Source organism: Pseudomonas sp. B19(2017), assembly GCF_002113165.1.
Taxonomy (GTDB): Bacteria; Pseudomonadota; Gammaproteobacteria; order Pseudomonadales; family Pseudomonadaceae; genus Aquipseudomonas.
This window is the reverse complement of record NZ_NEJR01000002.1, coordinates 102832-129382: the sequence shown is the minus strand read 5'-3', so window position 1 is coordinate 129382 and position 26551 is coordinate 102832. Positions and strand designations below refer to the sequence as shown.

At 61.5% G+C, this 26551-nt stretch carries 23 protein-coding genes; 16 read left to right on the top strand and 7 right to left on the bottom strand.

Going from position 1 to position 26551, the window contains the following annotated elements; all coding sequences use genetic code 11:
• Positions 1-33: 33 nt before the first annotated feature.
• The 3 genes from arsJ to CAF70_RS03600 are packed head-to-tail and all read right to left on the bottom strand — an operon-like array spanning position 34 to position 2652.
• Positions 34-1248, bottom strand: a complete 1215-nt coding sequence (gene arsJ / locus CAF70_RS03610; protein WP_085622424.1) for an organoarsenical effux MFS transporter ArsJ — start codon at positions 1246-1248, stop codon at positions 34-36.
• A 9-nt stretch (positions 1249-1257) separates the two neighbouring features.
• Complete coding sequence (locus tag CAF70_RS03605) at positions 1258-2262, bottom strand: ArsJ-associated glyceraldehyde-3-phosphate dehydrogenase (RefSeq protein WP_085622426.1); 1005 nt, start codon at positions 2260-2262, stop codon at positions 1258-1260.
• A 33-nt stretch (positions 2263-2295) separates the two neighbouring features.
• Positions 2296-2652 carry a metalloregulator ArsR/SmtB family transcription factor gene (locus tag CAF70_RS03600; protein ID WP_085622428.1) on the bottom strand — a complete coding sequence of 119 codons (357 nt, stop codon included), beginning with the start codon at positions 2650-2652 and terminating at the stop codon, positions 2296-2298.
• A 262-nt stretch (positions 2653-2914) separates the two neighbouring features.
• On the opposite strand from CAF70_RS03600, the gene CAF70_RS03595 reads away from it, so the two are divergent.
• The 3 genes from CAF70_RS03595 to tcuB all read left to right on the top strand — a co-directional run bounded on the left by CAF70_RS03595 (position 2915) and on the right by tcuB (position 6600).
• Positions 2915-3835, top strand: a complete 921-nt coding sequence (locus CAF70_RS03595; RefSeq protein ID WP_085622432.1) for a LysR family transcriptional regulator — start codon at positions 2915-2917, stop codon at positions 3833-3835.
• Between the two features lie 148 nt (positions 3836-3983).
• Positions 3984-5438 carry an FAD-dependent tricarballylate dehydrogenase TcuA gene (tcuA, locus tag CAF70_RS03590; protein WP_085622434.1) on the top strand — a complete coding sequence of 485 codons (1455 nt, stop codon included), beginning with the start codon at positions 3984-3986 and terminating at the stop codon, positions 5436-5438.
• Positions 5419-6600 carry a tricarballylate utilization 4Fe-4S protein TcuB gene (gene tcuB, locus CAF70_RS03585; RefSeq protein WP_085622436.1) on the top strand — a complete coding sequence of 394 codons (1182 nt, stop codon included), beginning with the start codon at positions 5419-5421 and terminating at the stop codon, positions 6598-6600. The genes tcuA and tcuB overlap by 20 nt, the downstream gene beginning before the upstream one ends.
• A gap of 60 nt (positions 6601-6660) precedes the next feature.
• Here the strand turns inward: tcuB and CAF70_RS03580 are convergent, their stop codons facing one another.
• Complete coding sequence (locus tag CAF70_RS03580; protein WP_085622438.1) at positions 6661-7554, bottom strand: LysR family transcriptional regulator; 894 nt, start codon at positions 7552-7554, stop codon at positions 6661-6663.
• A 147-nt stretch (positions 7555-7701) separates the two neighbouring features.
• On the opposite strand from CAF70_RS03580, the gene CAF70_RS03575 reads away from it, so the two are divergent.
• The 4 genes from CAF70_RS03575 to CAF70_RS03560 all read left to right on the top strand — a co-directional run bounded on the left by CAF70_RS03575 (position 7702) and on the right by CAF70_RS03560 (position 12908).
• Entirely contained in the window at positions 7702-8781 is a 1080-nt protein-coding gene (locus CAF70_RS03575; RefSeq protein WP_085622440.1) for a 4-oxalomesaconate tautomerase, read from the top strand.
• 73 nt (positions 8782-8854) lie between these two features.
• On the top strand, positions 8855-10168 hold the full coding sequence (gene dctA, locus CAF70_RS03570) for a C4-dicarboxylate transporter DctA (protein WP_085622442.1): 1314 nt from the start codon (positions 8855-8857) through the stop codon (positions 10166-10168).
• Between the two features lie 123 nt (positions 10169-10291).
• The gene (locus CAF70_RS03565) at positions 10292-11596 is read left to right on the top strand and encodes a CitMHS family transporter (RefSeq protein ID WP_085622444.1); all 1305 of its coding nucleotides are present in this window, start codon (positions 10292-10294) and stop codon (positions 11594-11596) included.
• A gap of 58 nt (positions 11597-11654) precedes the next feature.
• A complete protein-coding gene (locus tag CAF70_RS03560; RefSeq protein WP_085622446.1) occupies positions 11655-12908 on the top strand; it encodes an OprD family porin in 1254 nt (417 codons plus the stop codon).
• A gap of 28 nt (positions 12909-12936) precedes the next feature.
• On the opposite strand, the gene CAF70_RS03555 is transcribed toward CAF70_RS03560, so the two are convergent.
• Together CAF70_RS03555 and CAF70_RS03550 are read right to left on the bottom strand one after the other, a co-directional pair.
• Positions 12937-14448: a diguanylate cyclase domain-containing protein gene (locus CAF70_RS03555; RefSeq protein ID WP_085622448.1), complete on the bottom strand. Its 1512-nt coding sequence runs from the start codon at positions 14446-14448 to the stop codon at positions 12937-12939.
• 172 nt (positions 14449-14620) lie between these two features.
• Positions 14621-15721, bottom strand: a complete 1101-nt coding sequence (locus tag CAF70_RS03550; protein WP_085622450.1) for an SDR family oxidoreductase — start codon at positions 15719-15721, stop codon at positions 14621-14623.
• Between the two features lie 73 nt (positions 15722-15794).
• On the opposite strand from CAF70_RS03550, the gene CAF70_RS03545 reads away from it, so the two are divergent.
• The 5 genes from CAF70_RS03545 (at position 15795) to CAF70_RS03525 (ending at position 21037) form a co-directional block, all read left to right on the top strand.
• The gene (locus tag CAF70_RS03545) at positions 15795-16190 is read left to right on the top strand and encodes a MerR family transcriptional regulator (RefSeq protein ID WP_085622452.1); all 396 of its coding nucleotides are present in this window, start codon (positions 15795-15797) and stop codon (positions 16188-16190) included.
• 83 nt (positions 16191-16273) lie between these two features.
• Entirely contained in the window at positions 16274-16798 is a 525-nt protein-coding gene (locus tag CAF70_RS03540) for an RNA polymerase sigma factor (RefSeq protein WP_085622454.1), read from the top strand.
• Positions 16795-17631 (top strand): FecR family protein, encoded by an 837-nt coding sequence (locus CAF70_RS03535; protein ID WP_085622456.1) that lies wholly within the window; start codon positions 16795-16797, stop codon positions 17629-17631. The genes CAF70_RS03540 and CAF70_RS03535 overlap by 4 nt, the downstream gene beginning before the upstream one ends.
• Before the next feature lie 77 nt (positions 17632-17708).
• A complete protein-coding gene (locus CAF70_RS03530) occupies positions 17709-20147 on the top strand; it encodes a TonB-dependent receptor (RefSeq protein ID WP_085622458.1) in 2439 nt (812 codons plus the stop codon).
• A 371-nt stretch (positions 20148-20518) separates the two neighbouring features.
• On the top strand, positions 20519-21037 hold the full coding sequence (locus tag CAF70_RS03525) for a GNAT family N-acetyltransferase (protein ID WP_085622460.1): 519 nt from the start codon (positions 20519-20521) through the stop codon (positions 21035-21037).
• 65 nt (positions 21038-21102) lie between these two features.
• Here CAF70_RS03525 and CAF70_RS03520 read toward each other — a convergent pair whose 3' ends face one another.
• Entirely contained in the window at positions 21103-22017 is a 915-nt protein-coding gene (locus tag CAF70_RS03520) for a LysR family transcriptional regulator (RefSeq protein WP_085622462.1), read from the bottom strand.
• 199 nt (positions 22018-22216) lie between these two features.
• Between CAF70_RS03520 and CAF70_RS03515 the strand changes: the two genes are divergently transcribed.
• The 4 genes from CAF70_RS03515 (at position 22217) to hutH (ending at position 26478) form a co-directional block, all read left to right on the top strand.
• Positions 22217-23185 carry an ABC transporter substrate-binding protein gene (locus CAF70_RS03515; protein WP_085622464.1) on the top strand — a complete coding sequence of 323 codons (969 nt, stop codon included), beginning with the start codon at positions 22217-22219 and terminating at the stop codon, positions 23183-23185.
• Positions 23186-23260: 75 nt separating this feature from the next.
• Positions 23261-24112, top strand: coding sequence for a proline/glycine betaine ABC transporter permease (locus CAF70_RS03510; protein WP_085622466.1), 852 nt, complete (start codon positions 23261-23263; stop codon positions 24110-24112).
• Entirely contained in the window at positions 24109-24942 is an 834-nt protein-coding gene (locus CAF70_RS03505) for a glycine betaine/L-proline ABC transporter ATP-binding protein (protein WP_085622468.1), read from the top strand. The genes CAF70_RS03510 and CAF70_RS03505 overlap by 4 nt, the downstream gene beginning before the upstream one ends.
• A 12-nt stretch (positions 24943-24954) precedes the next feature.
• On the top strand, positions 24955-26478 hold the full coding sequence (gene hutH, locus CAF70_RS03500) for a histidine ammonia-lyase (RefSeq protein ID WP_085622470.1): 1524 nt from the start codon (positions 24955-24957) through the stop codon (positions 26476-26478).
• Positions 26479-26551: the final 73 nt, after the last annotated feature.

Here is a 26551-nt window from a genome sequence, read left to right as displayed (position 1 = left end):
CCGCCGGCGACGGTTGTCAGTTGATCGTCATCGTCAATGCTTGCTCTTTGGCAAGCCGATCGAGACCAGGGCAGCCAGCAGAACGAAGGCTGTGGAGATCCACAGGCAGGCTTGCAGCCCGTATGCCTGGAACACCCAGCCGGAAAGCAGCGTACCGACCAGCCGCCCTAGTGCGTTGGACATGTAATAGAAGCCCACATCCAGTGATACCCCGTCTTCCTTGGCATAACTGATGATCAGGTAGCTGTGCAGTGACGAGTTCACGGCGAACAGTACGCCGAACAGCGTCAGCCCGCCAAGCAGCACCAGCCGGGCTGACCAGCCTGCCGACAGGCCCAGGGCGATGAGCGCAGGCAGCCCGGCCAGGATGATCGCCCAGATGAAAGCCGCTCGACCATCGGGTACCTGGCCGCGCTCCTTGCCAGTAATGTGGGGGGCAAGCGACTGTACGATGCCGTAGCCGATTATCCAAGCTGCCAGAAAGCCGCCGACCAGCCAGAAGTCCCAGGCAAACGTGGTGCTCAGGTACACCGGCAATGCCACCACAAACCAGACGTCACGGGCGCCAAAGAGAAACAGCCGAGCAGCCGAGAGGATGTTGATGGCCCGACTCTTGGACAGCATGTCGCGAAACTTCGGTCTGGCCTTGGTTTTGCCCAGGTCCTTCTTCAGCAGGATCAGGCTGCCGATCCAGATCAATGCCAATAACGCTGCCATGGCCAGCACCGCCAGGGTGAAACCGAGCAGGGCGAGCAGGGCGCCGCCAAGGAAGAAACCCACGCCCTTGAGCGCGTTTTTCGAACCGGTGAGAATGGCTACCCACTTGTACAGGGTGCCTTGCTGGCTGTCCGGCACCAGAAGTTTGATGGCGCTCTTGGCGCTCATCTTGTTCAGGTCCTTGGCGATGCCGGACAACGCCTGGGCCGTCATCACCCAGGGCACTGTCAGCCAGTCTGCCGGTACCGTGAGCATCAGCAAGGCCAGCACCTGCATGCCCAGGCCGATGTTCATGGTGCGGTTGAGACCCAGGCGGGCGCCGAGGTAGCCGCCCACCAGATTGGTGAAAACGCCGAATACTTCGTAGAACAGGAACAGCGCCGCGATCTGCAGCGGCGTGTAGCCCAGCGAATGGAAATGCAGCACAACCAACATGCGCAAAGCGCCGTCGGTAAGGGTGAAGGCCCAGTAGTTGCCGGTAACCAGCAGGTACTGACGCACTTGGGCAGGCAGGGCTGACAACGCCTTCATGGTTGCCGATTACTCCGCCATGCCGACCATTCGGGCCAGTTCCGCTGCACGGTTGGCGTAGCCCCACTCGTTGTCGTACCAGGCGTAGATCTTCACCTGGGTACCATTGACCACGAGCGTCGACAGCGCATCGATGATTGACGAGCGCGGATCGGTACGGTAGTCGATGGACACCAGCGGGCGCTGTTCGTAGCCCAGGATACCCTTCAACGGGCCTTCGGCAGCTGCCTTCAGCAACGTATTGACCTCTTCAGCCGTGGTCTCGCGTGCCACCTCGAACACGCAGTCGGTCAGCGAGGCGTTGGCCAGCGGGACGCGTACGGCATGGCCGTTCAGCTTGCCACGCAACTCGGGGAAGATTTCGGCAATTGCGGTGGCCGAGCCCGTGGTGGTCGGGATCAGGCTCATGCCCGAGGCGCGGGCGCGACGCAGGTCCTTGTGTGGCGTATCGAGGATGCTCTGGGTATTGGTCAGGTCGTGAATAGTGGTGATCGAGCCGTGGCGGATGCCCAGGTTCTCGTGAATCACCTTCACCACCGGGGCCAGGCAGTTCGTGGTGCAGGACGCAGCGGTGACGATACGGTGTTGTACCGGGTCGAACAGGTGCTGGTTGACGCCCATCACCACGTTCAGCGCGCCGTTCTCCTTTACCGGAGCGCAGACCACCACACGTTTGACGCCCTGATCCAGGTAGGCCTGCAGCAGGGCTACCGACTTCATTTTGCCGCTGGCCTCGATGACCAGGTCGCAGCCCGACCAATCGGTGTCGGCGATCGCCTTGTTCGCGGTGACCTTGACGCGCGTGCCATCGATCACCAGCGCATCGCCTTCCGACCCGGCTTCACGATGCCAGCGCCCGTGGACTGAATCGAAGTTGATCAGGTGGGCGTGGGTCTCGGCATCGCCGGCCGGGTCATTGATCCGGACGAATTCGAACTCCGGCCAGTCCCAGGACGCCCGCAGCGCCAGACGACCGATACGGCCAAATCCGTTGATACCTACTTTGATTGCCATGATCGTGTTCTCAAGTGTATTTCCGGGCAGTGGTCAGCAGCAGGTAGCGACGCGCCGAGGGCGGCCACCCATGGTGTCCAGTCGTTTGGCGCTGGTGCCCAACCATTCGCGATTGGCCTGCAGCGTTGTGAACAGGACATCGCGTACCCAGTCGGGCAGTTCTGGATGCAGGCGGTAGTAAACCCACTGGCCTTGCCGGCGGTCTTCAAGCAGGCCGCAGGTGCGCAGTTGTGCGAGGTGGCGGGAAACCTTGGGTTGGCTTTGTTCCAGGGCGCAGATCAGTTCACAGACGCATAGCTCTTCCTCGCGAGCGATCAGCAGCATCATCCGAATGCGGTTTTCGTCGGCGAGGCATTTGAAGACCTGGGTTGGGGTCAGCGATTCAGTCATGGCAGTTTCTGGCGTTCGCTTTCCATGCTTGATATATGTGGTTTTTCAAATATATGGATTTTCGCATGTATTGCAAGGCTGCCCACATGGATCGCGCCATAGAATCTCCCACCTGGCCTGCATCACGTTCCAGGCAGGCACAGAACCTGTAGGAGCGGCCTTGTGTCCCTGCTAATCCACAGTAGCGTTCTGTCGATCCAGGCTGTGCAAATACGTTTAACATGCTCCAGGTCCGCCCCCCCCATCGTTGAAAGAGACCTGTATGGAGTTACGTCAGCTTCGCTATTTCCTGAGTGTTCTGGAGTACGGCAGCCTTGGCAGGGCAGCGGTCGAACTCGGGGTCGGCGCCTCGGCACTGAGCCAACAACTGTCGAAGCTGGAGAGCGAGGTGAGTACCCGGCTTTTGACACGTTCGAGCACCGGCGTTTCGCCGACGGCGGCGGGCCTGGCCTTCGAGTACCATGCGCGCCTGGCGCTTCGCCAGGCGGAGCATGCTGTGCTGGCGGCGCAAAGCGGGCGCATGAGCGGCTATGCCAGCGTGGGGCTGGCACCGACCACTGCCTCGATTCTTGGCCTGGCGCTGATCGACAGGATGCGCGAACGCTATCCCGACATCCGCCTGCACCTGGTGGAAATGCTGTCTGGTTATCTGATGAACCAGCTCAATGCCCGGCACCTCGACCTGGCGGTGCTGTTCCAGGCAGAGACGGGGCCGCGGCTGGACGTGCGGGCGCTTCTGACCGAGCGGTTGTTCGTGCTGGTTCCCGCCCCGCTGGTCAAGGCCGAGTGGGGCGAGTCGCTCACGTTGCAACAGATCGCGACGCTCCCCTTGGTGATGCCCAGCACACAACATGGCCTGCGCTCGACGTTGCGCTCGATTTTCGAGCGGGCAGGGCTGGAGGCCAGCATCGTCATGGAAGTCGATGGTTTGTCGCTGTTGATGGATTGCGTGTGCGCGGGCCATGCCGCCACCATCCAGCCCGGCGCGACGGTGGCCCGGGCGCATCAGGCGGGCTTGCGCGTGTTTGCCATCGATGAAGCACAGGCGCAGCGTCGCAATGTGATTGTCAGCCTGACCGATGACGAGCTCTCGCCGGCCGCATTGGCGACACGGATCGTACTGCAGGAGGTCGCTCGGGACCTGGTGCAGCAGGGGCGATGGCCTGGGGCGCGGTTGCTTTGACCCGAACTCTGGGTTCCCCCATCCAACCCCTTTAGAAAAACTGAATGCCTCCCCTCGACGATCGCGTTTCGCACCCTCCGGGCACTCATTAAAGTCCGTGGCCACGAGGAGCACCCGAACATTCGGCTCCTCGTGATCGGGAGGTGAAATGATCGATGTGCTAGTCATCGGAGGGGGCAATGCCGCCCTCTGTGCCGCGCTGATGGCGCGAGAGGCCGGAGCCAGCGTGCTGCTGCTCGAGGCCGCACCCCGCGCCTGGCGTGGTGGCAATTCACAACACACGCGTAACCTGCGCTGCATGCACGATGCCCCGCAGGACGTACTGGTCGAGGCGTACCCGGAGGAAGAGTTCTGGCAGGACCTGCTGAAGGTCACCGGTGGCCAGACCAACGAAAAGCTCGCGCGCCTGGTGATTCGCGCATCCTCCAGTTGTCGCGGGTGGATGCGCCGCCATGGCGTGCATTTCCAGCCGTCGTTGTCGGGTGCGCTGCACACCGCACGGACCAATGCCTTCTTCATGGGCGGCGGCAAGGCGCTGGTCAATGCCTACTTTCGCAGCGCCGAAAGCCTTGGCGTACAGATACGCTACGACGCACCGGTAGCCGACATCGAACTGCAGGGCGGCCGCTTTGTGGCGGCCCATGTGCCGGCACGTGAGGTTCAAGGGCGCCAGCTGCCCGCCGAGCGCATCGAGGCACGTACCTGTGTGCTGGCCGCCGGCGGTTTCGAGTCCAACCGTCAGTGGTTGCGCGAGGCCTGGGGGCAGAACGAGCGAGGGGAGTGGCCTTCGGACAATTTCCTGATCCGTGGCACGCGTTTCAATGACGGGGTGCTGTTGCGCCGCATGATCGAACAGGGCGCCGACACGATCGGCGACCCGACCCAGGCGCACATGGTGGCGATCGATGCCCGCGCGCCGCTATACGATGGCGGCATCTGCACGCGCATCGATTGTGTGTCGCTGGGCGTGGTGGTCAACCGCGACGGCCAGCGCTTTTACGATGAAGGCGAGGATTTCTGGCCCAAACGCTATGCCATCTGGGGGCGCCTGGTGGCGCATCAGCCTGGGCAGGTGGGGTTCTCGATCATCGACCGCAAGGCCCTCGGGCGCTTCATGCCACCGGTTTTCCCGGGCGCTACCGCCGATAGCCTGGAGGCATTGGCCGGCCTGCTCGGTGTGCCGGTGCAGGCATTTCTCGAAACCGTGCATGCCTACAACCAGGCCTGCCAGGTGGGCACTTTCGATCACACCCGGCTGGACGACTGCCACACCGTAGGCCTGGAACCGGTGAAAAGCCATTGGGCACGCCCGATCGATACACCGCCTTACTACGGCTACCCGCTGCGTCCTGGCGTGACGTTCACCTACCTGGGGCTGCGCACCGATGAAACCGCCGCCGTCCATTTCGATGGGCGTCCCAGCCCGAACCTGTTCGTTGCCGGCGAGATGATGGCGGGCAATGTGCTGGGCAAGGGCTACACCGCAGGTGTCGGCATGTCCATCGGCACCGCCTTCGGCCGTATCGCCGGGACCAGCGCCGCTGCGGCGGCCGGTCACGTACATCCAGAAAAAGAGAATTGCCATGACTGCGCAACTGCCTGAACCACGCCAGCCTGATGCCGCCCGGTCGGCCCTCGAACTGATCCCGGTGTTGAACCTGGAGGAGCAGGAAGTGGACCGGCAAATGCGGATATGCAACGCCTGCCGCTATTGCGAAGGCTTCTGCGCAGTTTTCCCGGCGATGACCCGCAGGCTGGAGTTCGGCAAGGCCGACATCCATTACCTGGCCAACCTGTGCCACAACTGCGGCGCCTGTCTGCATGCCTGCCAGTACGCGCAGCCCCACGAATTCGCGGTCAACGTGCCGCAGGCTATGGCCAAGGTGCGCGGGCAGACATACGCCGAGTACGCCTGGCCGGCGCGCTTCGGACGGCTGTATCGACACAACGGCACCTATGTCGCCACTGCGTTGACCGTAGCCTTGTCACTGTTCCTGCTGCTGACCTTGTTCGTCAACGGCACGCTGCTGCCCGGGCGGTTGGCGGGGAACTTCTATGCGGTCTTCCCGCACAACGCTCTGGCGCTGATGTTCGGTAGTGTCTTTGCCGCTGCAGGTGTGGCGCTGGCGGTGGCGGTACGTCGCTTCTGGCGTTCGGTCTCGCCGGCCGAGGCGCTGGCGCAACCGGCCAAAGGAGCCGTGTTCGAGGCATCAGGCGCGGCATTGACCCTTAAGTACCTAGACGGTGGGCACGGCCAAGGTTGCAACAATGCCGATGATCGCTACACGCTCTTGCGCCGACGCTTCCATCACTTCACCTTCTACGGGTTCATGCTGTGCTTTGCCGCCACGGTGGTCGCCACCGGGTACCACTACCTGCTGGGCCAGCAGGCACCTTACCCGCTACTGAGTGCCCCGGTGTTGCTCGGAACACTTGGCGGAATTGGCTTGATTGTCGGGCCGGCAGGGCTATTGGCGCTGAACCTGCGCAGGGCGCCGGAGCAGGGCGATGTCGCCCAGCGCCCCATGGACCGGGCGTTCATCCTCCTTCTGCTGCTGGTCAGCGCCACGGGCCTTGTGTTGCTGGGCCTGCGTGATACCGCAGCGATGGCGATTCTGCTGGCGATCCATCTGGGCGCCGTGATGGCGCTGTTCATCACGCTGCCCTATGGCAAGTTTGCCCATGGCCTGTTCCGCAGCGCGGCACTGCTGAAGTTCGCGATCGAGAAGCGCCGGCCTGACGAGCTGGGCCTGGGCGGGGAGTGAAGCATGCACGCAGCCGGTATTTCCCCTGTGCCGCACCGGGCGAAACGCAAGGCGTTTCGCTTACCGGTTGGGCCACTTGTCCAGCAGGATCGACACGAACTTCTCCGCTGCTGGCGACAGCGACGCCCCTCGGCGATACACCAACCCCAGGGTGCGGGTGACCTGGGGTTCGATCAGCGGCACGCTGACCAGCGTCGGGTGGTCGGCGTTGGGCATGGCCAGGCTGGGCATGGCCGACACGCCCAGCCCGGCCTCGACCATGCCCAGCGAGGTGGACAGGTGCTGAACCTCATAGAACCACTTGGGCCGCAGGTTGAGCCCGGACAGGGCATGGTCCAGCAGCATCCGGTTGCCGCTCAGTCGGCCTACGCCGATCAAGCGGTAGTCGGCCAGTTCTGTCCAGGTGACGGCGTCACGGTTCGCCAGCTTGTGGTCCCTGCGGCAGGCCAGCACGAAATGCTCCTGTACCAGGGAGACGAACTCGATGTCCGGATGCTGGCCGCTCATCATGTTGATGCCGAAATCGGCCTCACCCCGCAGCACGGCTTCGAGCCCGTCGTTGGCGCTGAGGTCCAGCAGACGAATGCGGATCTTCGGGTATTGCTCGTTGTAGTCGCGGATCACCGAAGGCAGGAAATAGAACGCCGCGGTCGGGATGCAGGCGAGGGTGACCTGCCCGGTCTGTCGCTCGGCGAGTTCGCGAATGCTCAGGATCGAGTCTTCGAAGTCATCAAGCAGGCGCCTGGCCTTGGGCAGGAAGTCACGCCCGACGCTGGTCAGGCTGACGCGGCGTGTGGTGCGCTCCAGCAACGAAGTGCCCAGCCCTTCCTCAAGCTTCTTGATCCGCCGGCTCAGGGCAGGCTGCGACAGGTGCAACGCTTCTGCGGCTTCATGGAAACTGCCAAGTTCGGCGATTTTCACGAAAGATCGTATGTCTTGCAGCTCGTATTCCATCTCGGATCGCTCTTTGGGCCAGGTTTGGTATTGATGCTTGAATCGGAACAATAGCTACGATATTTGCATTGGATTGATTTATCCATCCCTGTCAATCTTGTTTCCACAGCATCAATGATGTCCATTGATCAACAAGAGTGCGAAATCATGCAACGAATTCCTTGCGTACTCATGCGCGGCGGCACCTCCAAGGGCCCGTTTTTCCATGCATGGGACCTTCCTGCCAATGTGGTCGAACGCGACGAATTGCTGCTCAACCTGATGGGCTCCGGGCATGAGCTGGAAATCGACGGCATCGGTGGCGGTAGCCCGCAAACCAGCAAGGTAGCGATTGTCAGCCCCTCGCTGCATGCCGACGCCGACGTCGACTACCTGTTCGTGCAGGTGATGGTTGCCCAGCGCCGGGTCGATACCGCGCCCAACTGCGGCAACATGCTGTGCGCCGTTGGCCCGTTCGCCATCGAACAAGGCCTGGTCAAAGGCCAGGACGGCAAGACGCTGGTGCGTATTCGCAACCTCAACACCGGTACTTTCGTCAACTCGCTGGTGGAAACCCCCGGCGGCATCGTGCGCTACGAAGGCCGTACGGCGATCGATGGCGTACCGGGCACTGCCGCCCCGGTGCACCTGACTTTCCTCGATGCGGTCGGCAGCAAGACCGGCAAGCTGTTCCCCACTGGCAAGGCCAAGGATGTGATTGATGGCGTAGCAGTCACCTGCATCGACATGGCCATGCCGATGATGGTGGTAGAAGCCAGCCAGCTGGGCGTCAGCGGCTCGGAAACCCCGGCCGAACTCGATGCCGATGCCGGTCTGCTCGAGCGCCTCGAAGCGTTGCGCCTGAAGGCCGGCAAGGCCATGGGCCTTGGTGATGTCAGCGGTATGGTCATCCCGAAACCGGTGCTGGTGTCCAGGCCGCGCTATGACGGCACGTTGCAGGTTCGCTATTTCATGCCGCACAACTGCCACCGCGCTCTGGCTATCACCGGCGCGATCGGGCTGGCGACTGCCTGCGTCAGCCCAGGCACAGTCATCGGCGAACTGCTGGGCGAGGGCGCCGAGCAACTGACCGAGGTACGCCTGGAACACCCAAGTGGCGGTATCGATGTCGCGCTGTCGCGCAGCGGTGCCGACGGCAAGACGATTCAGGCCTCGGTGGTGCGAACCGCCCGGCGGCTGTTCTCAGGTTTCGTTTATGCCCCTACATTCCGCAGGTTGGCGGGGTAAGCCCAGGCGGTAGCCCAGACCTGTACATTCGCAACAAGCGCATCCGCACAATTTGAACAATGGGTGATGCCTCATGAGACTTGCCAAATCGTTGTACTTCCAGATCCTCTGCGCCGTCCTGCTGGGCGTGGTGGTCGGTCACTTCTGGGCGCAACAGGCCGTTGCGCTCAAGCCGCTGGGTGATGCGTTCATCAAGCTGATCAAAATGATGATTGCGCCGGTGGTCTTCTGCACCATCGTCACCGGTATCGCCGGCATGACCGACAAACGCTCGCTCGGGCGTTTGATGAGCAAGACCCTGCTGCTGTTCCTGGTACTGACCGTGGTCAGCCTGATGATCGGCCTGGCAGCGGTGTACCTGTTCCGCCCGGGTGTCGGCATGAACATCGACCCGGCCACGCTCAGCACCGAGGGGCTCGGCCAGTACGCCGCGTCTGCGGCGAAGCTCAGTGTTGTCGACTTCTTCATGCACATCATTCCCGACACATTCATCGGGGCGTTCAACAAGGGTGAAGTGTTGCCGGTGCTGTTCATCGCGGTACTCAGCGGTTTTGCCCTGTCGTCGATGGGCGAGAAGGGCAAGCCGGTACTCGATGTACTGGAGTCTGCTTCGACCATGGTGTTCCGCATCTTTGGCTACCTGATGCGTTTCGCCCCGGTCGGCGCCTTCGGTGCCCTGGCCTTCACCGTCGGGCAATATGGCGTGACGTCCCTGGGGGCATTGGCCAAGCTGGTCGGTACGCTCTACATCGCCTGCGCGTTTTTCGTGCTGGTGGTGCTCGGCGGCATCTGCCGTGCCCATGGTTTCAGCCTGTGGAAGCTGCTGCGCTATTTCCGCGAGGAGTTCCTGGTGGTGCTCGGCACCTCGTCCACCGAGCCCGTGCTGCCACGCATGCTGGAAAAACTGGAGAAGCTGGGCTGCAAGAAAGGCGTGGTCGGGCTGGTGCTGCCAACCGGCTATTCCTTCAACCTCGACGGCACTGCCATCTACCTGTCGCTGGCGGCGGTGTTCATCGCCCAAGCCTGCAATATCGATCTGAGCCTCGGTCAGACGGTGACCATGCTGGCGATCATGCTGTTGTCGTCAAAAGGCGCCGCGGGTGTGACCGGCAGTGGCTTCGTTGCGCTGGCCTCGACCTTGACGGTGATTCACGACATCCCGTTGGCAGGGCTTGCCTTGCTGATCGGCATCGACCGCTTCATGTCCGAGGCGCGTGCCCTCACCAGCCTGGCCAGCAATGCCGTGGCCACCGTGGTCATCTCGCTGTCGGAAAATGCCTGTGACCGGGAAACCTTGCTGCACCGCCTGAACGGCACTACGGCTGTACCGGACAAGGCCGGTGTTGCGCAGGCCGACTGGTCTGCCGAGCCCCGGCATCACGGCTGAAAGCCTCTTCCACTTCCCATTGTTGACTTAGAATCCCACTCAGCATCCCGGCGATGCCGAGTGGGGTAGGGGGCCGTCTGCCTTGGCGATGGCCGCAACAGAATAAAAACAAGAGAAAAGACCATGCTCGCACTCCTGGGCCTGATCATGGTGGTGACCTTCACCTACCTGATCATGAGCAAACGCCTGTCGCCGATCGTTGCGCTCACCGTGGTACCCATTGTCTTCGCGGTAATCGGCGGCTTCGCCCCCGAACTGGGCAAGATGATGCTCGATGGCTTGAAAATGGTGGCGCCCTCGGCGGCCCTGTTGCTGTTCGCCATCCTGTTCTTCGGCCTGATGATCGATGCCGGCCTGTTCGACCCGCTGATCCGCAAGATCCTCAAGCGCGTCAATGGCGACCCGATCAAGATCGCCATCGGTACCGCGCTGCTGTCGCTGCTGGTGGCGCTCGACGGTGACGGCACCACCACCTACATGATTACCTGCGCGGCCATGCTGCCGCTGTACAAGCGTATTGGCATGAACCCGATGATCCTGGCTACGGTGTCCATGCTGTCGCTGAGCATCATGAGTGGCATGAGCCCCTGGGGTGGGCCGGCCACCCGGGCCATTGCCGCGCTCGGGCTGGATGCGACCGAGTATTTCATCCCGATGCTGCCGACCGTGATCGGCGGTGCGGCCTGGGTGGTGTTCACCGCTTACCTGCTGGGCCGAGCCGAGCGCCGTCGCATCGGCAACATCGCCCTGGAGTCTGGCGGCGGCAATTGCTACATCAAGGAAATCCTCGGTGACAACCCCCATAAACGCCCACGTCTGGCCTATGTGAACCTGGTGCTGGTGATTGCCGTCATGACAGCGCTGGTGATGGGCGTCATGCACTCCGCACTGCTGTTCATGATCGGCTTCGTCGCGGCGCTGATGATCAACTACCCGCAGCTGGACCTGCAGAAAGAACGCATCCTCGCCCATTCGGGCAACGCCATGACCGTGGTACTGCTGGTATTCGCCGCAGGCATCTTCGCGGGGATCTTCTCGGGTACCAAGATGGTCGATGCGCTGGCGCAGACCCTGGTCGACTGGATTCCCGAGGCGTGGAGCCACTGGTTCCCGCTGGTGGTGGCGCTGACCAGCATGCCGCTGACCTTCGTGCTGTCCAACGACGCCTACTACTTTGGCGTGGTGCCGATCCTTGCCAACGCTGCGGCTGCCTACGGCATCGACCCCATTGAAATCGCCCGCGCCTCGGTGCTGGGGCAGCCGGTGCACCTGATGAGCCCGCTGGTGGCCTCGACATTGCTGCTGGTGGGCATGGTCGATCGCGACATCGGCGACTTCCAGAAGGCCACCGTGAAATGGGCGGTGCTGACATCGCTGGTCATCACCGCACTGGCCTTGCTCACGGGTGCGTTGTCCTTCTTCGTCTGATCTGCCTCGGGCGCTGCTGGCGCCCACCTCATCCAAGAACAACAACAGAGTATCGAACATGTCCCTAACTGTTTTCCGTGGGGCCACCTGTGGCCTGCTGTGCGGTTGGCTGCCTGTGGCCGGCGCTGCCGGGTTCATCGACGACGGCAAGCTCAAATTGCAGCTGCGCAACGTTTACTTCAACGAAAACTTCCGCGACGAACAAGGCATGAGCGCCCGCGCTGCTGCAACTGCCAAGAGTGAGCGGGTGGAGTGGGCACAGGGCTTTTTGCTGGACTACCAATCGGGGTTCACTCAAGGCCCGCTGGGCCTGGGGCTCGATGCCTTGGGGCTTGTAGGCGTACGGCTTGATTCGGGCCGCGGCCGCAGCGGTACCGGCTTGCTGCCAGTGCATGACGATGGCCGTGCTGCTGACGAGTTCGCCAGTGCCGGGGTGACGGCCAAGGCGCGCCTGGGGCAGGCCGTGGTCAAGCATGGCACCTTGCTGCCGAAGACGCCGGTGCTGGTCTACAACGATGCGCGGTTGTTGCCGCAGACCTACCAAGGCACGCAGCTGACCAGTACCGATGTCGCTGGCCTGACCTTGACTGCCGGCCACCTGGACCGCTTCAAGCAGCGGGATTCCTCCGACAGCACGGGCCTGTTCCTGGATGGCTACAGCGGCGGGGAGTCTGGCGACTTCAACTTTGCCGGTGCCGACTATGCCGTCAGCAAGCAGCTGCGCTTGAGCTACTTCCACGGCCAGCTCGAACACTTCTACCGCCAGGACTATGTCGGCCTGGTCCATGACCTGCCGTTGGCTGGCGGGGTGTTCACCACCGACTTGCGCTATTTCAAGAGCCGCGACAGCGGAGCCGCTCACGGTGGCGAGATCGACAATGACATGTTCAGCGGGCAGCTGTCGTACACACACTCCGGGCACACGGTCGGTGCCGGTTACCAGGTGCTCGACGGCGAGGCCGGGCTGCCGTACATCAGCGGCGCGACGGTGTACTCGTTCAGCAATGTGGGTATCGGCAAATTCATCGAGGAGGAAGAGAAGACCTGGATGGCGAGCTACGCCTACAACTTTGCAGCGGCTGGTGTCCCGGGGCTCACCTTCATGGCGCGCTACCTGAGCGGGGACAACGGTCGCTCTGCTGACGACGGGCTCAGCGAGTGGGAGCGTGATGTGGAGCTTGCCTATGTAGTGCAAGCCGGGCCCATGAAAGGGTTGGGCGTGAAACTGCGTAACTATGTCTACCGTTCCGACTTTTCCCGAGGCCGCGACAGCAACCGGATTTATCTGACCTACGATATAGCGGTCTGGTAATGCCAGGTTCGCTGCCAGGTTATTGGCTTCATACCTTCGCCCGCTCGATATGCAGGCGATTGCGGCCCGCCTGCTTGGCGATGTAGAGCGCCTGATCAGCGCGTTCAATCAGCGATGTCGGGTTGTCGAGGACCGTGCCATCGGAGCAGGCAATGCCGATACTGGCGGTCACATGCCCGAACGGGCTGCCTTTGTGAGGGATGGATTGCAAGGCCAGGCGCTCGAGCATCAGCCTGGCCACGACGGTCGCGCCGTCATTGTCGGTATCGGGCAGGATCACCGCTATTTCCTCACCCCCGTAGCGTGCCAGCAGGTCGCGAGGGCGGCGGATGCATGAAGAGAGCAGGTGGGCCATCTGCTGCAGGCAGGCATCGCCAGCCGGATGCCCGTAGGTGTCGTTGTAGCGTTTGAAATGATCGATGTCGATCATCAGTAAAGCCAGCGTGGTCCCGTCGCGATGGGCCGTGCGGAATTCCTGGGTCAGCGCCTCGTCAAAGCAGCGCCGGTTGGCAAGCCCGGTCAGCGCATCATGCATCGCCTGGCGTTCGAGCTGCTGGTTGCTCTCGAGCAGTTGCTGTTGGGTCAGCCGAAGTTCGCTTTCGACCGCGCCTCGCCGGCTCATGGCCCGAATCAGCAGCCAGCCAATGGTTCCGGTCAGTGCGAGCAGCGCTGTCACCACCAGCGATGACAGCAGCGCCTCCAGCCGCCAGGCTGCCAGCGCTTCTTGCTTGCCTAGCGCGACCGTTGTCACCAGCGGCAGCTTGTCACTCTTGCGAAATGCATAGAGGCGCTCTACGCCGTCCAGGCTGGAGGTGAACGATGCGGTGCCGGCTGACTGGTCGATGAGGTATTTGGCGAAGATTGGCGACTTGGAAAAGTTGCGCCCCATGTCCTGCTCGCGAAACGGATAGCGCACCAGCATGGCACCGTCGGTAAAGGCCAGCCCGATGGCACCGTCATGGCCGACGTCCAGCTTGCCGAAAAGCTGCAGGAAGTTTTCCACGCCAAACGTCATGGCAATGACGCCGGCGAATTCACCGCGGTCATCGTTGAAGCGCCTGCTGATGGTGATCACCCATTCCTGGGTAACGCGGCTACGGATTGGCAGGCCGATGAAAGGCTCGCGGGAGGGGTCGTCACGGTGGTGGATGAAAAAGGCCCGATCGCTGCTGTTGGCCCCGACGGGGGTAGGGCGGTTGGACGACATCAGCCAGCGACCATCCTTGGCATAGATGGTGATGCCGCTCATTGGCGGCATCAAGGGTTGCTGGCGTTTGACCAGCTGACCCAGCCGTTCGATCTGCGCAGGTGCGGTGCCCTCGGTTTCCAGGCGCTCGACCAGGCCCAGCAGCAGCATCGAGCTTTGCCGGACGATGCCTTCCGAATAGGTGGACAGTGCCTGGGTCAGGTTCAGGCCATGGACATTGATGTCTTCCAGTGCGCGCTCTCGGGAGGCCATGACCTTCCAGAACGTTATCGAGGCGAGAGAAAAACCTATGACCAATAGCAACAGCACAACGAGATGAATGTCACGCTTCACGTCAATTCACGCGCCTTTTCCCTATGGATCAAGTTGAGCGTCGACACGCTTTAACCAACCAGACAGTCCGAAGGTAACTATCCGGTTCATGTGCAATAATATAACAGCTAAATCGTTGTACTGTCCGACAGAATGACCCGGGCTGAAGTTTTCCTGCGGGCGCGCGACGTCATTATCTTGCAACAGGGTTTGCACTAGCGTGAGCAGGGAAGTCAGACCAGTAACCCTGGACGTAGCGCACGGTCTTCTCCAACGTGCCCGCCATGTCGGGATGTGCCAACTGATACTTTAGTGCCAGTTGCTCGCTTTCACGCATGTCGAAGCGCTGTGTCTGAATGAAGTTCAATGATTCGGGGCTGATCGCGAATCTGGTCGCCAGGCCGGGGATCTTCAATAGCCACTTGAGCAACCCCATCGGTACATGGCGGCGGGGTGCCTTGATATTCAGCGTTTTTGCCAGTTGCTCGAGCATACCCTGCAAGTTCGGGGTATTTTCGAAAAGTGCCAGGACTTCCCGGTTGGCCATTGCAGGGTCGAACGCCACGCAGGTCATCATCTTCACCAGGTAATCGACGCTGACCAAGGGCAACCAGTGCCTGGCGGAGCCGGGAACAGCCTTGAACCGGCCCAGGGCCAGATTTCGAATGAGTTCGGCCAGGGGTTGGCCTTCAGGAATGTGCCCACTCTCGCTATGGCCACACACCGTAGCAGGATGAACGATCGAGTAATCTGCACCCGCTTCCTGCATGTAACGGATAACTGCGAAATGGGACTCCAGCTTGCTGCCTTCGTAACCGCCTGCGTGGTCGTAGACTGCCGGCCAATCGGTGTTTTCAGGGTGCTCGTTATCAACCCCGATACTTGCAAGGTAGGCAAGATTCTGCACCATGAAGCCGCCTACCATCAGCAATCGGACGCCCAGGTCAGCTGCGAGCCTGGCGACCCTCAGTGCGCCTTGTACATTGACTGCGCGGGCCTGCTCCATGGTCAGGCCCCAGGTAAATTGCGCCGCGAGGTGGAAAACAACGGCGGCCGAAGACACGCGTTGTCTGTCGGCTTCACTGAGTCCAAGCCCCTCCCTGCTGATATCTCCTTCAACTGCATGAATACAGGCAGGGTCGCCGCCCAGTCGGGTTACTTGCTCTCGCAGATGCTCGATGTTTTCGGGGTTGCGCATAAGCACCCGGGTCGTGTGCCCTGTTGCGGTGAGATGTGCCAACAGGTGCTGACCCACAAACCCACTGCCGCCTGTAACGAAGCATTCCACGCTCATGTCTGAATCCTTGTCTGGATGATCGGCGCAGGCTAAGGTGTAGAGCGTACTCTACAGTCAAGGGCTTTTTCTCGTGAATATCGGAGAGCTGGAACGCCGCAGCGGAGTCGGCCGCCATACAGTGCGCTATTACGAGCAACTAGGGCTGATCGTGGCCCATCGGCAAGCCAACAACTACCGCAGCTATAGCGACCAGACCGTTGTTGATCTGGCCTTCATCCAGACTGCCCAGTGCGGCGGTTTTTCACTCGCCGAGATCGGCGACATCCTTGCCGCCAAGCGGGGTAACACGATCGATTGCGCCCAGGGCGCGGCCCTTGTCGCCAGCAAGATGGCCGAAGTGCAAGCGAAGATCGCCACGCTGCAAGCCGCCTATGTATTTCTCGACGCAGAGCGTGTAAAGCTTGAAGCCAGTGCCATTGCCAACGGCCTCACGATGGCTCAGGTTCCTGCCCATCAGCAGGGCTGACACTGTAGCCTGTTTATTCGCAACTATTTCTCATTTACACTTGCATCCTCTTTTCGGCGCCTAGCCCTCTTCCAGGATGCATCGTGTCGTTCGATCCCGCCAAACCGACGCTGCTGTCTACATTGGTACGTCACTATGACGAACTGGTGGAGCACATTCGCCGACGCTTCGGTGACAGAAGCATGGCGCGCGATGTCGTGCACGATGTGTGCGTGCAGTTGCTGGAGCGCGGTGAGAAAGAAGACGTGCGGACCCCGCTGGCTTTGCTTCGAAAAATCTCCAACGATACCGCTGTGAGCCGCTATCGTAGTGATCGCCGCCGAGGCGCCTGGGTAGAGGCAGTTGCCGAACTCCCTGAGGTAGCCTGCCCGGCAGCCACCCCGATGAGCCGGTATGACGCCGAGCGCGAGTTTCAACTGCTTGTGAGCGCTATCGCAGACCTTCCACCGCGCTGCCAGGCCGTTTTTGTCATGCACAAGGTTCACGAAATTCCCCAGGCCGAAGTAGCCGCTCGCCTCGGTATTTCCATCAAGACTGTAGAAAAGCACCTGCGCCTGGGGTTGGCGGCGTGCAGGCAACGGCTTGGGCGCGACGAGGTGCATCCATGACCAGGCAGCCCGAACAGGCGCCACTGGACGAGGCGCTTGAGCGACACCGGGAAGCGCTCAAGCACCTGTTCCCCTTGCCGCCGTCCAGGCCAGCGCCCTCCAGGGCGGTAAAGTCAGCAGGTATCGCGCTAGCGGTGGCGATCGCCTTTGCCACCCTGGCCTGGCTGAACCCCGCCTACAAGAGCGAGCGTTTCGCTACCGCCACAGGTGAGCGCCGCGCTGTGCTGCTGAGCGATGGCAGCAAACTCCTGCTCGACAGTAACACGCAGCTCGCTATCAGTTGGCGCCTGCTCAGCCGCGAAGTCGACCTGCGCGCCGGGCAGGCGCTCTTCGATGTGTCCTCGGCGGTGTACCGCCCCTTCGTAGTGTCAGCTGGCCTGGCGAAAGTCGAGGTGCGCGGTACGCTGTTCAATGTGCGCCGCCTGGATGACGACGCGGTTCGTGTGACCCTGGCCCGTGGCCGCGTGGACGTCGCCGTGGCTGGCGCAGCGCAAGCGCCTGTCACCCTCAGGCCGGGGCAACAGGTCGACTCGATTGGCGGGCAACTGATGCCAGTGGCGAGGGTCGATGCCGCGAAGGCGATGGCCTGGAAAGATGATCGCATCGTGTTCGAGCAGACGCCGCTGGATGAAGCGGTGTCGTTGCTGCGTCACTATCGCAAGGCATCCATCGAGCTGAGCGACCCGAGCCTGGCTGCACTCAAGGTGACAGGGGTCTTCGAGGCGCACAATGTCGACCTGCTGCTGGATCTGTTACCCAGCATCCTGCCAGTCGCCGTGTTGAAGCAAGCGGATGGCAGCGTGCGGATTCAACGTAAATCGACAAGAAAATAATTCTCAGGCGCAGGTAGGGTTTCCTGATTCCCGTGGCGGCTATTGAAAAAAGCCAACCAGAAAAAGGAACTCGAGACGTGCATTTCCCCCTCCGCAGTCGGCAACTACGCCTGTCATTGCTTGCCAGTAGCCTGCTCATCGCAATGTCGGCCCAGGGCCAGGAAAGGGTGGACGTGGACCTCCCTGCCGCGCCACTGGGGGAGGCCATCAACGCCCTTGCGCAGCAGTCTGCAGTCCAGATCATCTTTGCCAGCGATCTCGGTGCCGGCCGAAACGCGCCCGCGGTGAAAGGGCGGTTTACAGCCGAGGAAGCACTTCAAACGTTGCTCAAGGACAGTGGCTTGCAAGTACAGGCCAAGGATGAGCGCACCTTCGTCATCATCGCGCAAGCTGCCCCTGCCTCCAGTCGCGAAACCCAGAGCGTGCCCGTGGAAATGGCGCAGATGGAAATCACGGCCTCGCGCACCAGCAGCAGCCTGGTGTCAGCGACGCGGCAATCCACCGTGCTCGAGCATGAACAACTGCAGGAGCTGCGCCAGGGTTCAGAGAGCCTGGCCACGGTACTGGCCAAGGCGATTCCGGGCATGTCCGACTCCAGCCGCACCGTCACCGAGTATGGCCAGACCCTGCGCGGGCGCAGCATGTTGGTCATGGTCGACGGAGTGCCGCTCAATACCAACCGTGACTCTTCGCGCAACCTGGCCAACATCGACCCGGCACTGATCGAACGGGTCGAAGTCATTCGTGGCAGCAGCGCCATCTACGGTAGCGGCGCCACGGGGGGCATCATCTCCATCACCACCCGGCCTGCTGGTGGCGAAAACCGTGCCGAAACCAGCCTGAGCGCGACCTCGCCAGTTACCCGCCTGGGCAGCGATGGCCTGGGGGGGCAGTTCCAGCAGTATTTCGCCGGCTCTCAGGGCGCGGTGGACTACGCGTTCGACTTCGGTACCCGTCACATCGGTGCCTCGTACGATGCACACGGCGACCGGATCGCTCCAGAGCCCAGTCAGGGCGACCTGTTCGATTCGAACATCTACAACATTGGCGGCAAGCTGGGGCTGCACATTGACGAGAACCAGCGAATCCAGCTTGCCGTCAGCCATTACGATGCACGCCAGGACACCGACTATGCTACCGACCCAAGCGTCGCGAAACTCCCCGCAGGCTCGGTGCCGGCCAATGCGATCAAGGGCCTGGATCTCGACGAACAGAACCGCATTCGCAACACGCTGCTGAACCTGGAGTACGAGCATCTCGACCTTCTCGGCAGCCGGCTTTCTGCCCAGGTGTATTACCGGGACTACTTCACCCGCTTTACCCCGTTCGACGCCCGGGCCGTTGCCACGCGTGGCGGCAACGTCGACCAGATCATGCAGAACAGCGAAGTTTTCGGTAGCCGCCTGACCCTGCGCACACCACTTGGCGATAGCGGGAGCACCGAATTGGTGTGGGGGGGCGACTATAACCAGGAGCGCAGCGACATGCCGCTCGACGTCTTCGACCCTGCGGCGTATGACGCCAGTGGCGGCCTGGTCTTCGACAAGACCGGCAAGCTCACCTACATGCCGCCGCTCAAGACCCGCAGCGCCGGTGCGTTCGCCCAGCTTCAGCATCGCTTCGATGAGCATTGGTCGGTCGACGGTGGCCTGCGCTATGAATACTCCACCGCCGAATTCGATGACTTCGTCCCGTTGTCCGAATCCAGGGCTGCCGCCCCTGTTGCGGTGAAGGGGGGAGAGATTCATTACGATGCGGTGCTGTCGAACCTAGGCATCGTCTATTCGCCGGTACTCGGCCAGGAAATCTACGCTTCCTTCAGCCAGGGCTTCCAGTTGCCTGACGTGGGCATTCAACTGCGCAATGCGCGCCGCGGCTTCGACATCGACGCATCGAACCTGGAGCCGGTCAAAACCAACAACTACGAGCTTGGTTGGCGAGGCGAGCTGGGCAGCAACACCCTGGGCACCCTGGCCCTGTTCTACACCACCTCCAAACTGGGGGACGTGCAAAGTTTCAACAATGGCCTGATTCTGACCCGCACCAAGGAGCGCATCTACGGGGCTGAAGCCAGTGCCGATTGGCTATCGGACGATGCGGTGTGGGGCGCAGGGGGAAGTGCGACGTGGATGCGTGGGCGAGAGAAACCGGACGGTAAAGGTTGGCAGGACATGACCGGCTATCGCGTTCCGCCCCTGAAGCTGACTGCCTACGTCCAGTACAAGCCGACCCTGGACTGGAGCAACCGCCTGCAGGCCACGTTCTTTGACGCCAAGGACTACAGGCTCGATGGCGTGGACAGCTTTGGCCGGCATCAGGTGAGTACCTACACGACAGTGGACCTGGTCAGCCAGTACCAGGTCACCCCTGACGACAAGGTCAGCGTCGGCATCCAGAACCTGTTCAATCGCGACTACTACCCGCTCTACAGCCAGTTGTTGCGCAATAACAACAACACCAGCCACTTGCCGGCACCAGGCACCGTGTTGACTGCCAGTTATACGCACAATTGGTAAGGTGGTGAAAATCACCGGGCCGATATCGAGCCCGGTGGTCGTTTACACGTTGGTTCTGTGGGAGCGGGCGTGCCCGCGAAACGGCAAACGCGGTGTATGGCACCGGCTCCGCCGGTGTTCGCGGGCACGCCCGCTCCCACAAGGGACCGTGAACGCTCTCGAACATTATTCCCTGTGCGACAGCGCAGCCCAGAGGGCTAGGTAATCTCCCACAGTGACGGCGCAGGGCTAAGGATTTCGTGGTCCCTGTGGGAGCCCGGCTCACTTGCCGGATTTGCTTTCCAGCCGAAGCAGACATCAGGTGTAGCCGCCGTGGAGCCGCTGCTGGCATGCTTGGCTGATCGCTAACGGGAAGACGCAGAGAGTCTACGATGGAACGGTCTTGCATCACTTATTACCTGGAAATGACCTCGGCTTGCGAGCTGAAGGAAAAAACCCAGCGTCACGACCTCCAGGTCATCGAATGTGAAGTGCCTCAGGGGGAGTTCAATCGGTTTCTCTACAAGCTGGTAGGAACGCCTTGGGAGTGGGGCGATCTTGATGGCTGGAGTAGTGCCGAGTGGCAGGCACTCGTTGAACAGGAGTGCCACCGTACCTGGGTTGCCTATCACCGAGGTGCGATAGCCGGCTATTACGAACTTTATCGCCCCGACGGCTGCAACTGCGAAATCCGCTACTTTGGCCTGGCACCCCAGTTCCTGGGGGGAGGCTTTGGCGGAGCGCTACTGAGTCACGCTATTCGGTCTGCGTGGGAATGGCCCGGTACAGAGCGGGTGTGGGTACATACATGTACATTTGACCATCCTGCCGCGCTGCAAAATTATCAGGCGCGCGGATTGCGTATTTTCAGGCAGGAGGAGGCGGAGCCAAGCCAATCACCGCTGGTTTGAAGCTGCGGTAGCCAGCTTGATCCAATGACGGCGCCCACGTCATGACGGGGGCGACCAGGATAGCTTCATTCGGACGCAAACGACGGTCGTTCCGCGAACCACGCCACCGCCAGCTCCTTGAATGCCTCAGCCGAAGGTGTCAGCGGATAGCGCTGATCATGCGCCAGTACGATGCTATGTGTTGGCAGTTTCTCCAGCGTCGGCCTGCATACCAGCGCCTGACCGTCATAACTACGGTCACCAAATGGCCGGGTATAGATCAGCGCTACGCCAAACCCGTTGGCGACGAGGCTACGCTGCAACTCGAACGTGCGCACACGGTGCACAGCGGCGGGTGAGAGATCGTGGAAGCTGAACAGGTCCAGTACATGCTGCCAGCTGTGGACCTGGTCGGTGACGACCAGGGTGTATGCGGCTAGCGCTTCGAGACTGACGCGCGACTCCTTGGCCAACGGGTGATCGGCCGACAGCAGTACCTGAGCGGTCAGCTGACACAGCTGAGTGCATTGAGTGTTCGGTGGGAGACCCAGGTCGTAGGTGATTGCCAGTTCTATCGCGCCCTCGCTCAGCCGCTTGCCAACATAATCGAAGCTGCCTTCGCGCATGTCGACCGTGACCCTCGGGCAGGACTCCTGCATCCGCCGCACGATTTGTGGCAGGCAATAAGGGGCCAGGTCTTCGAAACACCCGACCACCAGTTCTCCGACACACTCTCCGGCATTGGCATTGATTTCGGCAAAGGTCCGCGCCTCGCTCAGAACGCGACGGGCCTGGACCATGACGGTACGACCGAACGGGGTCAGCGAGATGCCGAGGCCTCGCTGGCGCACGAAAATCGATTGGCCCAGCACCTCTTCCAGTTCGGTGATGGCCGCCGAAATGGAGGGCTGTGAAACATGAAGCTCCATGGCGGCAGTCGTCAGGTTCCCGTGCTTGGCCGCTGCGAGCGCATAGCGCAGTTGTCGCAATGTGAACTTCATAGGTTTTTCCGTGGTGATACATCAGGACATATTATTTTATCCTTTTTTGAGGTTGTGAAATATTTCTCCTGTGCAGTGGCCACTGATCACAGGTGCCACGCCGATGCCGATTGCAAGGCTCATCAGCCCGTTTGGCGACCCTCATTGGGCCGGATGCCCTCGACTGCTGCAATTCATGTTCTTGTTTGGGAGCGTCACAATGAAAATTACAAAGGCTCTGCTGACCACGACACTATCTTTCGGGCTGCTGACGGCCGCTGGCGCCAGCCAGGCGGCCGGTTGGTGCGAGTCTGGCAAACCGGTGAAATTCGCCGGTTTGAACTGGGAAAGCGGGATGCTGCTCACGGATGTGATGCAGTTCGTGCTGCAAAACGGTTATGGCTGCGAGACCGACAGCCTGCCAGGTAATTCCATCTCCATGGAAAACGCCCTGAGCAGCAACGATATCCAGGTGTTTGCCGAAGAGTGGGTAGGGCGCAGCGAGGTCTGGAACAAGGCTGCGGCCGCCGGCAAGGTGGTTGGCGTCGGCGCGCCGGTCGTTGGCGCGGTCGAAGGCTGGTATGTGCCGCGCTATGTGATCGAAGGCGATGCCAGGCGCAAACTCGAAGCCAAGGCACCCAACCTCAAGACCATCGCCGATCTTGGGCAATACGCCCAGGTATTCAAGGATCCGGAAGAACCGGACAAGGGGCGCTTCTACAATTGCCCGGCCGGCTGGACTTGCGAGCTGGACAACAGCGAGATGCTCAAGCGCTACGGCCTGGAAAGCAGCTACACCAACTTCCGCCCGGGCACCGGCCCGGCACTGGATGCCGCCGTGTTGTCGAGCTACAAGCGTGGCGAGCCGATCCTGTTCTACTACTGGTCGCCGACGCCGCTGATGGGCCTGGTCGACCTGGTCAAGCTGGACGAGAAGCCAGGCGTGGATAAAACCCTGACCATCAAGGTGGGCCTGTCGAAGGCCTTCCATGAGCAGGCGCCGGAACTGGTGGCGGTGCTGGAAAAGGTAAATCTGCCGATCGACTTGCTGAACCAGAACCTGGCGCGCATGAGCAAAGATCGTATCGAGTCGCCGGAACTGGCCAGGTTGTTCCTCAAGGAGCACCCGGAGGTCTGGCACAGCTGGGTCAGCGAAGACGCAGCCAAAAAGGTGGACGCGGCACTCTGAACGTGGCGGTTCGTCCGGCGCCTGCCGGACAAGGCACGCGACAGTCCGCTTCATGCACTTGCTCGAGAGAATTCCATGTTTCCCAAAAACTTCACGTTTTCCATTGCCGACTGGGTCAATGGCTGGGTCGATGCGCTGGTTACCAACTACGGTGATGTGTTCCGGCACATCTCCGACACCCTGCTGTGGGCGATCGTCAACCTCGAAGGCCTGCTGCGCGCAATACCCTGGTGGCTGATGCTGGCCATCGTCGCCGGTATCGCCTGGCACGCTACCCGTAAAGCCGTGACCACCGCCGTGATCGTCGGCTTGCTCTTCCTGGTCGGCGCGGTCGGTCTCTGGGACAAGCTGATGCAGACCCTGGCGCTGATGCTGGTAGCAACGCTGATATCGGTCCTGGTCGGCATTCCGCTGGGGATCCTTTCGGCACGCAGCGATCGCCTTCGGGCGGTGTTGATGCCGCTGCTCGACATCATGCAGACCATGCCCAGCTTCGTGTACCTGATTCCGGTATTGATGTTGTTCGGCCTGGGCAAGGTGCCGGCGATCTTCGCCACCGTCATCTATGCCGCGCCGCCGCTGATTCGCCTGACCGACCTGGGTATTCGCCAGGTGGATGGCGAGGTCATGGAGGCGATCAACGCGTTCGGTGCCAATCGCCTGCAACAACTGTTCGGCGTGCAGCTGCCACTGGCGTTGCCAAGCATCATGGCCGGTATCAACCAGACCACCATGATGGCCCTGTCGATGGTGGTCATCGCCTCGATGATCGGTGCCCGTGGCCTGGGTGAAGACGTCCTGGTCGGCATCCAGACCCTGAATGTGGGCCGCGGCCTCGAAGCGGGCCTGGCCATTGTGATTCTGGCGGTTGTGATCGACCGCATTACCCAGGCCTATGGCCGACCACGGCACGGGGTGGGCAAATGAGCGGTACGCAGAAGATGAACAAGATCGAAGTGAAGAATGTCTTCAAGATCTTCGGTACACGCGCCGAAGAGGCCCTGAAGCTTATCCGCCAGCAAAAAGCCAAGGATCAGGTCCTGGCCGAAACCGGCTGTGTGGTCGGGGTCAACGATCTCTCGTTGTCCATCGGCAGTGGCGAGATCTTCGTGATCATGGGGCTGTCGGGCTCTGGCAAGTCAACCCTGGTGCGCCACTTCAACCGCCTGATCGACCCGACCAGCGGCGAGATCCTGGTCGATGGCGAGGACATTCTGCAATACGACATGCAAGCCCTGCGTGAATTCCGCCGGCACAAGATCAGCATGGTGTTCCAGAGCTTCGGCCTGTTGCCGCACCGCACCGTGCTGGACAACGTCGCTTACGGCCTGAAAGTCCGCGGCGAAAGCAAGGCCATGTGCGCGGAGCGCGCCCTGCACTGGATCAATACCGTGGGCCTGAAGGGTTACGAGAAATCCTACCCGCACCAGTTGTCGGGCGGCATGCGTCAGCGCGTCGGCCTGGCCCGTGCGCTGGCTGCCGACACCGACATCATCCTGATGGACGAAGCCTTCAGTGCGCTCGACCCGCTGATTCGCGCCGAAATGCAGGACCAGTTGCTGGAGCTGCAAAAAACCCTGCACAAGACCATCGTCTTCATCACGCATGACCTGGATGAAGCGGTGCGTATCGGTAACCGGATTGCCATTCTCAAGGACGGTCGCCTGGTCCAGGTCGGCACGCCGAAAGAAATCCTCTACCAGCCCGCGGACGAATACGTCGATCGTTTCGTGCAGCGTCGCGTAGCTTCGCTTTAAGGAACCGCGTGTATGTCGTTTGCCGAAAAAATCATCATCGCCGATGCGCCAGTGCGTTGGCAGGACGTGGTGGCTGTGGCCCGGCATGGCGCCAGGCTTGAGCTGGCCCCATCGGCGTGGGCGCGGATCGAGAACGCCCAGGCGATTGTCCAGCGCATCGTCTCCAGCGGTGACCGCGCCTATGGCGTCAACACCGGGCTTGGCGCCTTGTGCAATGTTTCGTTGCAGGACGAACAACTCAGCCAGCTGTCGCACAACACCTTGCTCAGCCATGCCTGCGGTGTGGGCGCAGCGCTGTCCGACGAACAGACCCGGGCAATCATGTGCGCGGCGATCATCAACTTCTGCCAGGGCCGTTCCGGCCTGCAGCGCAAGGTGGTCGAGGCGCTGCTGACCTTGCTCAACCAGCACGTCACCCCACAGGTCCCGAAACAGGGGTCGGTGGGGTACCTGACCCACATGGCACATATCAGCATCAGCTTGCTGGGCGTCGGCCAGGTCAGCTATCGCGGCCAGATCATGCCTGCACAGCAGGCCTTGGCCGAGGTCGGCCTGGCGCCGGTCAGACTGGGTGCCAAGGATGGCCTGTGCCTGGTCAACGGTACCCCGTGCATGACTGGCCTGAGCTGCCTGTCCCTGGACGACGCCACGCGGTTGAGCCAGTGGGCGGACGTTATCAGCGCCATGAGCTTCGAGGCCCTGCGTGGCCAGCTCGCTGCCTTCGACCCTGAAATCATCGCGATGAAACCACACCCTGGCATGCAGCGCGTGGGCAGTAACCTGCGGCGCCTGCTCGAAGGCAGCGAAGTCATTGCCAGCAGCCAAGGCATTCGCACCCAGGACGCCTTGAGCATTCGTTCGATCCCGCAGGTTCATGGCGCTGCGCGCGATCAACTGGAACACGCTGCGCGGCAGATCGAAACCGAACTCAACTCCACGACCGATAACCCGATGTTGCTGGGCACCCCCGAGGCGTATCGGGTGGTTTCCCAGGCGAATCCGCACGGCCAGTCCGTGGCCATGGCGGCCGACTTGCTGGCAATTGCGGTAGCCGAGATCGGAGCGATTGCCGAGCGTCGTCTCGATCGCCTGATCAACCCGTTGGTCAGCGGTTTGCCGGCCTTCCTGGTCAGTCAGCCGGGGGTGAATTCGGGGATGATGATTGTCCAGTACGTGGCCGCTTCACTGTGTGCGGAAAACCGTCAGCTGGCACAACCGGCCGTCGTCGACAACTACGTCACCTCCGGCCTGCAGGAAGACCACTTGAGCATGGGGACCAATGCCGGGCTGAAGCTGCACCGCGCCCTGGAGAACTGTACGCAGATCCTCGCCATCGAATACCTGTTGGCGGCCCAGGCCTTCGAGTTCCTCAAGGCGCAGCGCTTTGGCGCAGGTACCAGCGTTGCCTGGCGCTTGTTGCGCGAACGGGTTCCGGCCTATGCCCAGGACCGTTGGCTGGCCCCGGATATCGCCAGCAGCGCATCGATCCTGAAGGATCCTGGCTTGCTTGGTGCTGCATTCCCCGAGCTGCTTTGACAGATGCAAGTTGTTGCTTGCCGGAAGATACCCTAGGCTGGCTTCTGGTGAATTGATGCTGAGGCGGGGTAAC

Excerpts from the sequence above, each read along its gene's own strand:
- arsJ (WP_085622424.1), bottom strand. The coding sequence starts at position 1,248 with ATGAAGGCGTTGTCAGCCCTGCCTGCCCAAGTGCGTCAGTACCTGCTG.
- CAF70_RS03605 (WP_085622426.1), bottom strand. The coding sequence starts at position 2,262 with ATGGCAATCAAAGTAGGTATCAACGGATTTGGCCGTATCGGTCGTCTG.
- CAF70_RS03600 (WP_085622428.1), bottom strand. The coding sequence starts at position 2,652 with ATGACTGAATCGCTGACCCCAACCCAGGTCTTCAAATGCCTCGCCGAC.
- CAF70_RS03595 (WP_085622432.1), top strand. The coding sequence starts at position 2,915 with ATGGAGTTACGTCAGCTTCGCTATTTCCTGAGTGTTCTGGAGTACGGC.
- tcuA (WP_085622434.1), top strand. The coding sequence starts at position 3,984 with ATGATCGATGTGCTAGTCATCGGAGGGGGCAATGCCGCCCTCTGTGCC.
- tcuB (WP_085622436.1), top strand. The coding sequence starts at position 5,419 with ATGACTGCGCAACTGCCTGAACCACGCCAGCCTGATGCCGCCCGGTCG.
- CAF70_RS03580 (WP_085622438.1), bottom strand. The coding sequence starts at position 7,554 with ATGGAATACGAGCTGCAAGACATACGATCTTTCGTGAAAATCGCCGAA.
- CAF70_RS03575 (WP_085622440.1), top strand. The coding sequence starts at position 7,702 with ATGCAACGAATTCCTTGCGTACTCATGCGCGGCGGCACCTCCAAGGGC.
- dctA (WP_085622442.1), top strand. The coding sequence starts at position 8,855 with ATGAGACTTGCCAAATCGTTGTACTTCCAGATCCTCTGCGCCGTCCTG.
- CAF70_RS03565 (WP_085622444.1), top strand. The coding sequence starts at position 10,292 with ATGCTCGCACTCCTGGGCCTGATCATGGTGGTGACCTTCACCTACCTG.
- CAF70_RS03560 (WP_085622446.1), top strand. The coding sequence starts at position 11,655 with ATGTCCCTAACTGTTTTCCGTGGGGCCACCTGTGGCCTGCTGTGCGGT.
- CAF70_RS03550 (WP_085622450.1), bottom strand. The coding sequence starts at position 15,721 with ATGAGCGTGGAATGCTTCGTTACAGGCGGCAGTGGGTTTGTGGGTCAG.
- CAF70_RS03535 (WP_085622456.1), top strand. The coding sequence starts at position 16,795 with ATGACCAGGCAGCCCGAACAGGCGCCACTGGACGAGGCGCTTGAGCGA.
- CAF70_RS03525 (WP_085622460.1), top strand. The coding sequence starts at position 20,519 with ATGGAACGGTCTTGCATCACTTATTACCTGGAAATGACCTCGGCTTGC.
- CAF70_RS03520 (WP_085622462.1), bottom strand. The coding sequence starts at position 22,017 with ATGAAGTTCACATTGCGACAACTGCGCTATGCGCTCGCAGCGGCCAAG.
- CAF70_RS03515 (WP_085622464.1), top strand. The coding sequence starts at position 22,217 with ATGAAAATTACAAAGGCTCTGCTGACCACGACACTATCTTTCGGGCTG.
- CAF70_RS03510 (WP_085622466.1), top strand. The coding sequence starts at position 23,261 with ATGTTTCCCAAAAACTTCACGTTTTCCATTGCCGACTGGGTCAATGGC.
- CAF70_RS03505 (WP_085622468.1), top strand. The coding sequence starts at position 24,109 with ATGAGCGGTACGCAGAAGATGAACAAGATCGAAGTGAAGAATGTCTTC.
- hutH (WP_085622470.1), top strand. The coding sequence starts at position 24,955 with ATGTCGTTTGCCGAAAAAATCATCATCGCCGATGCGCCAGTGCGTTGG.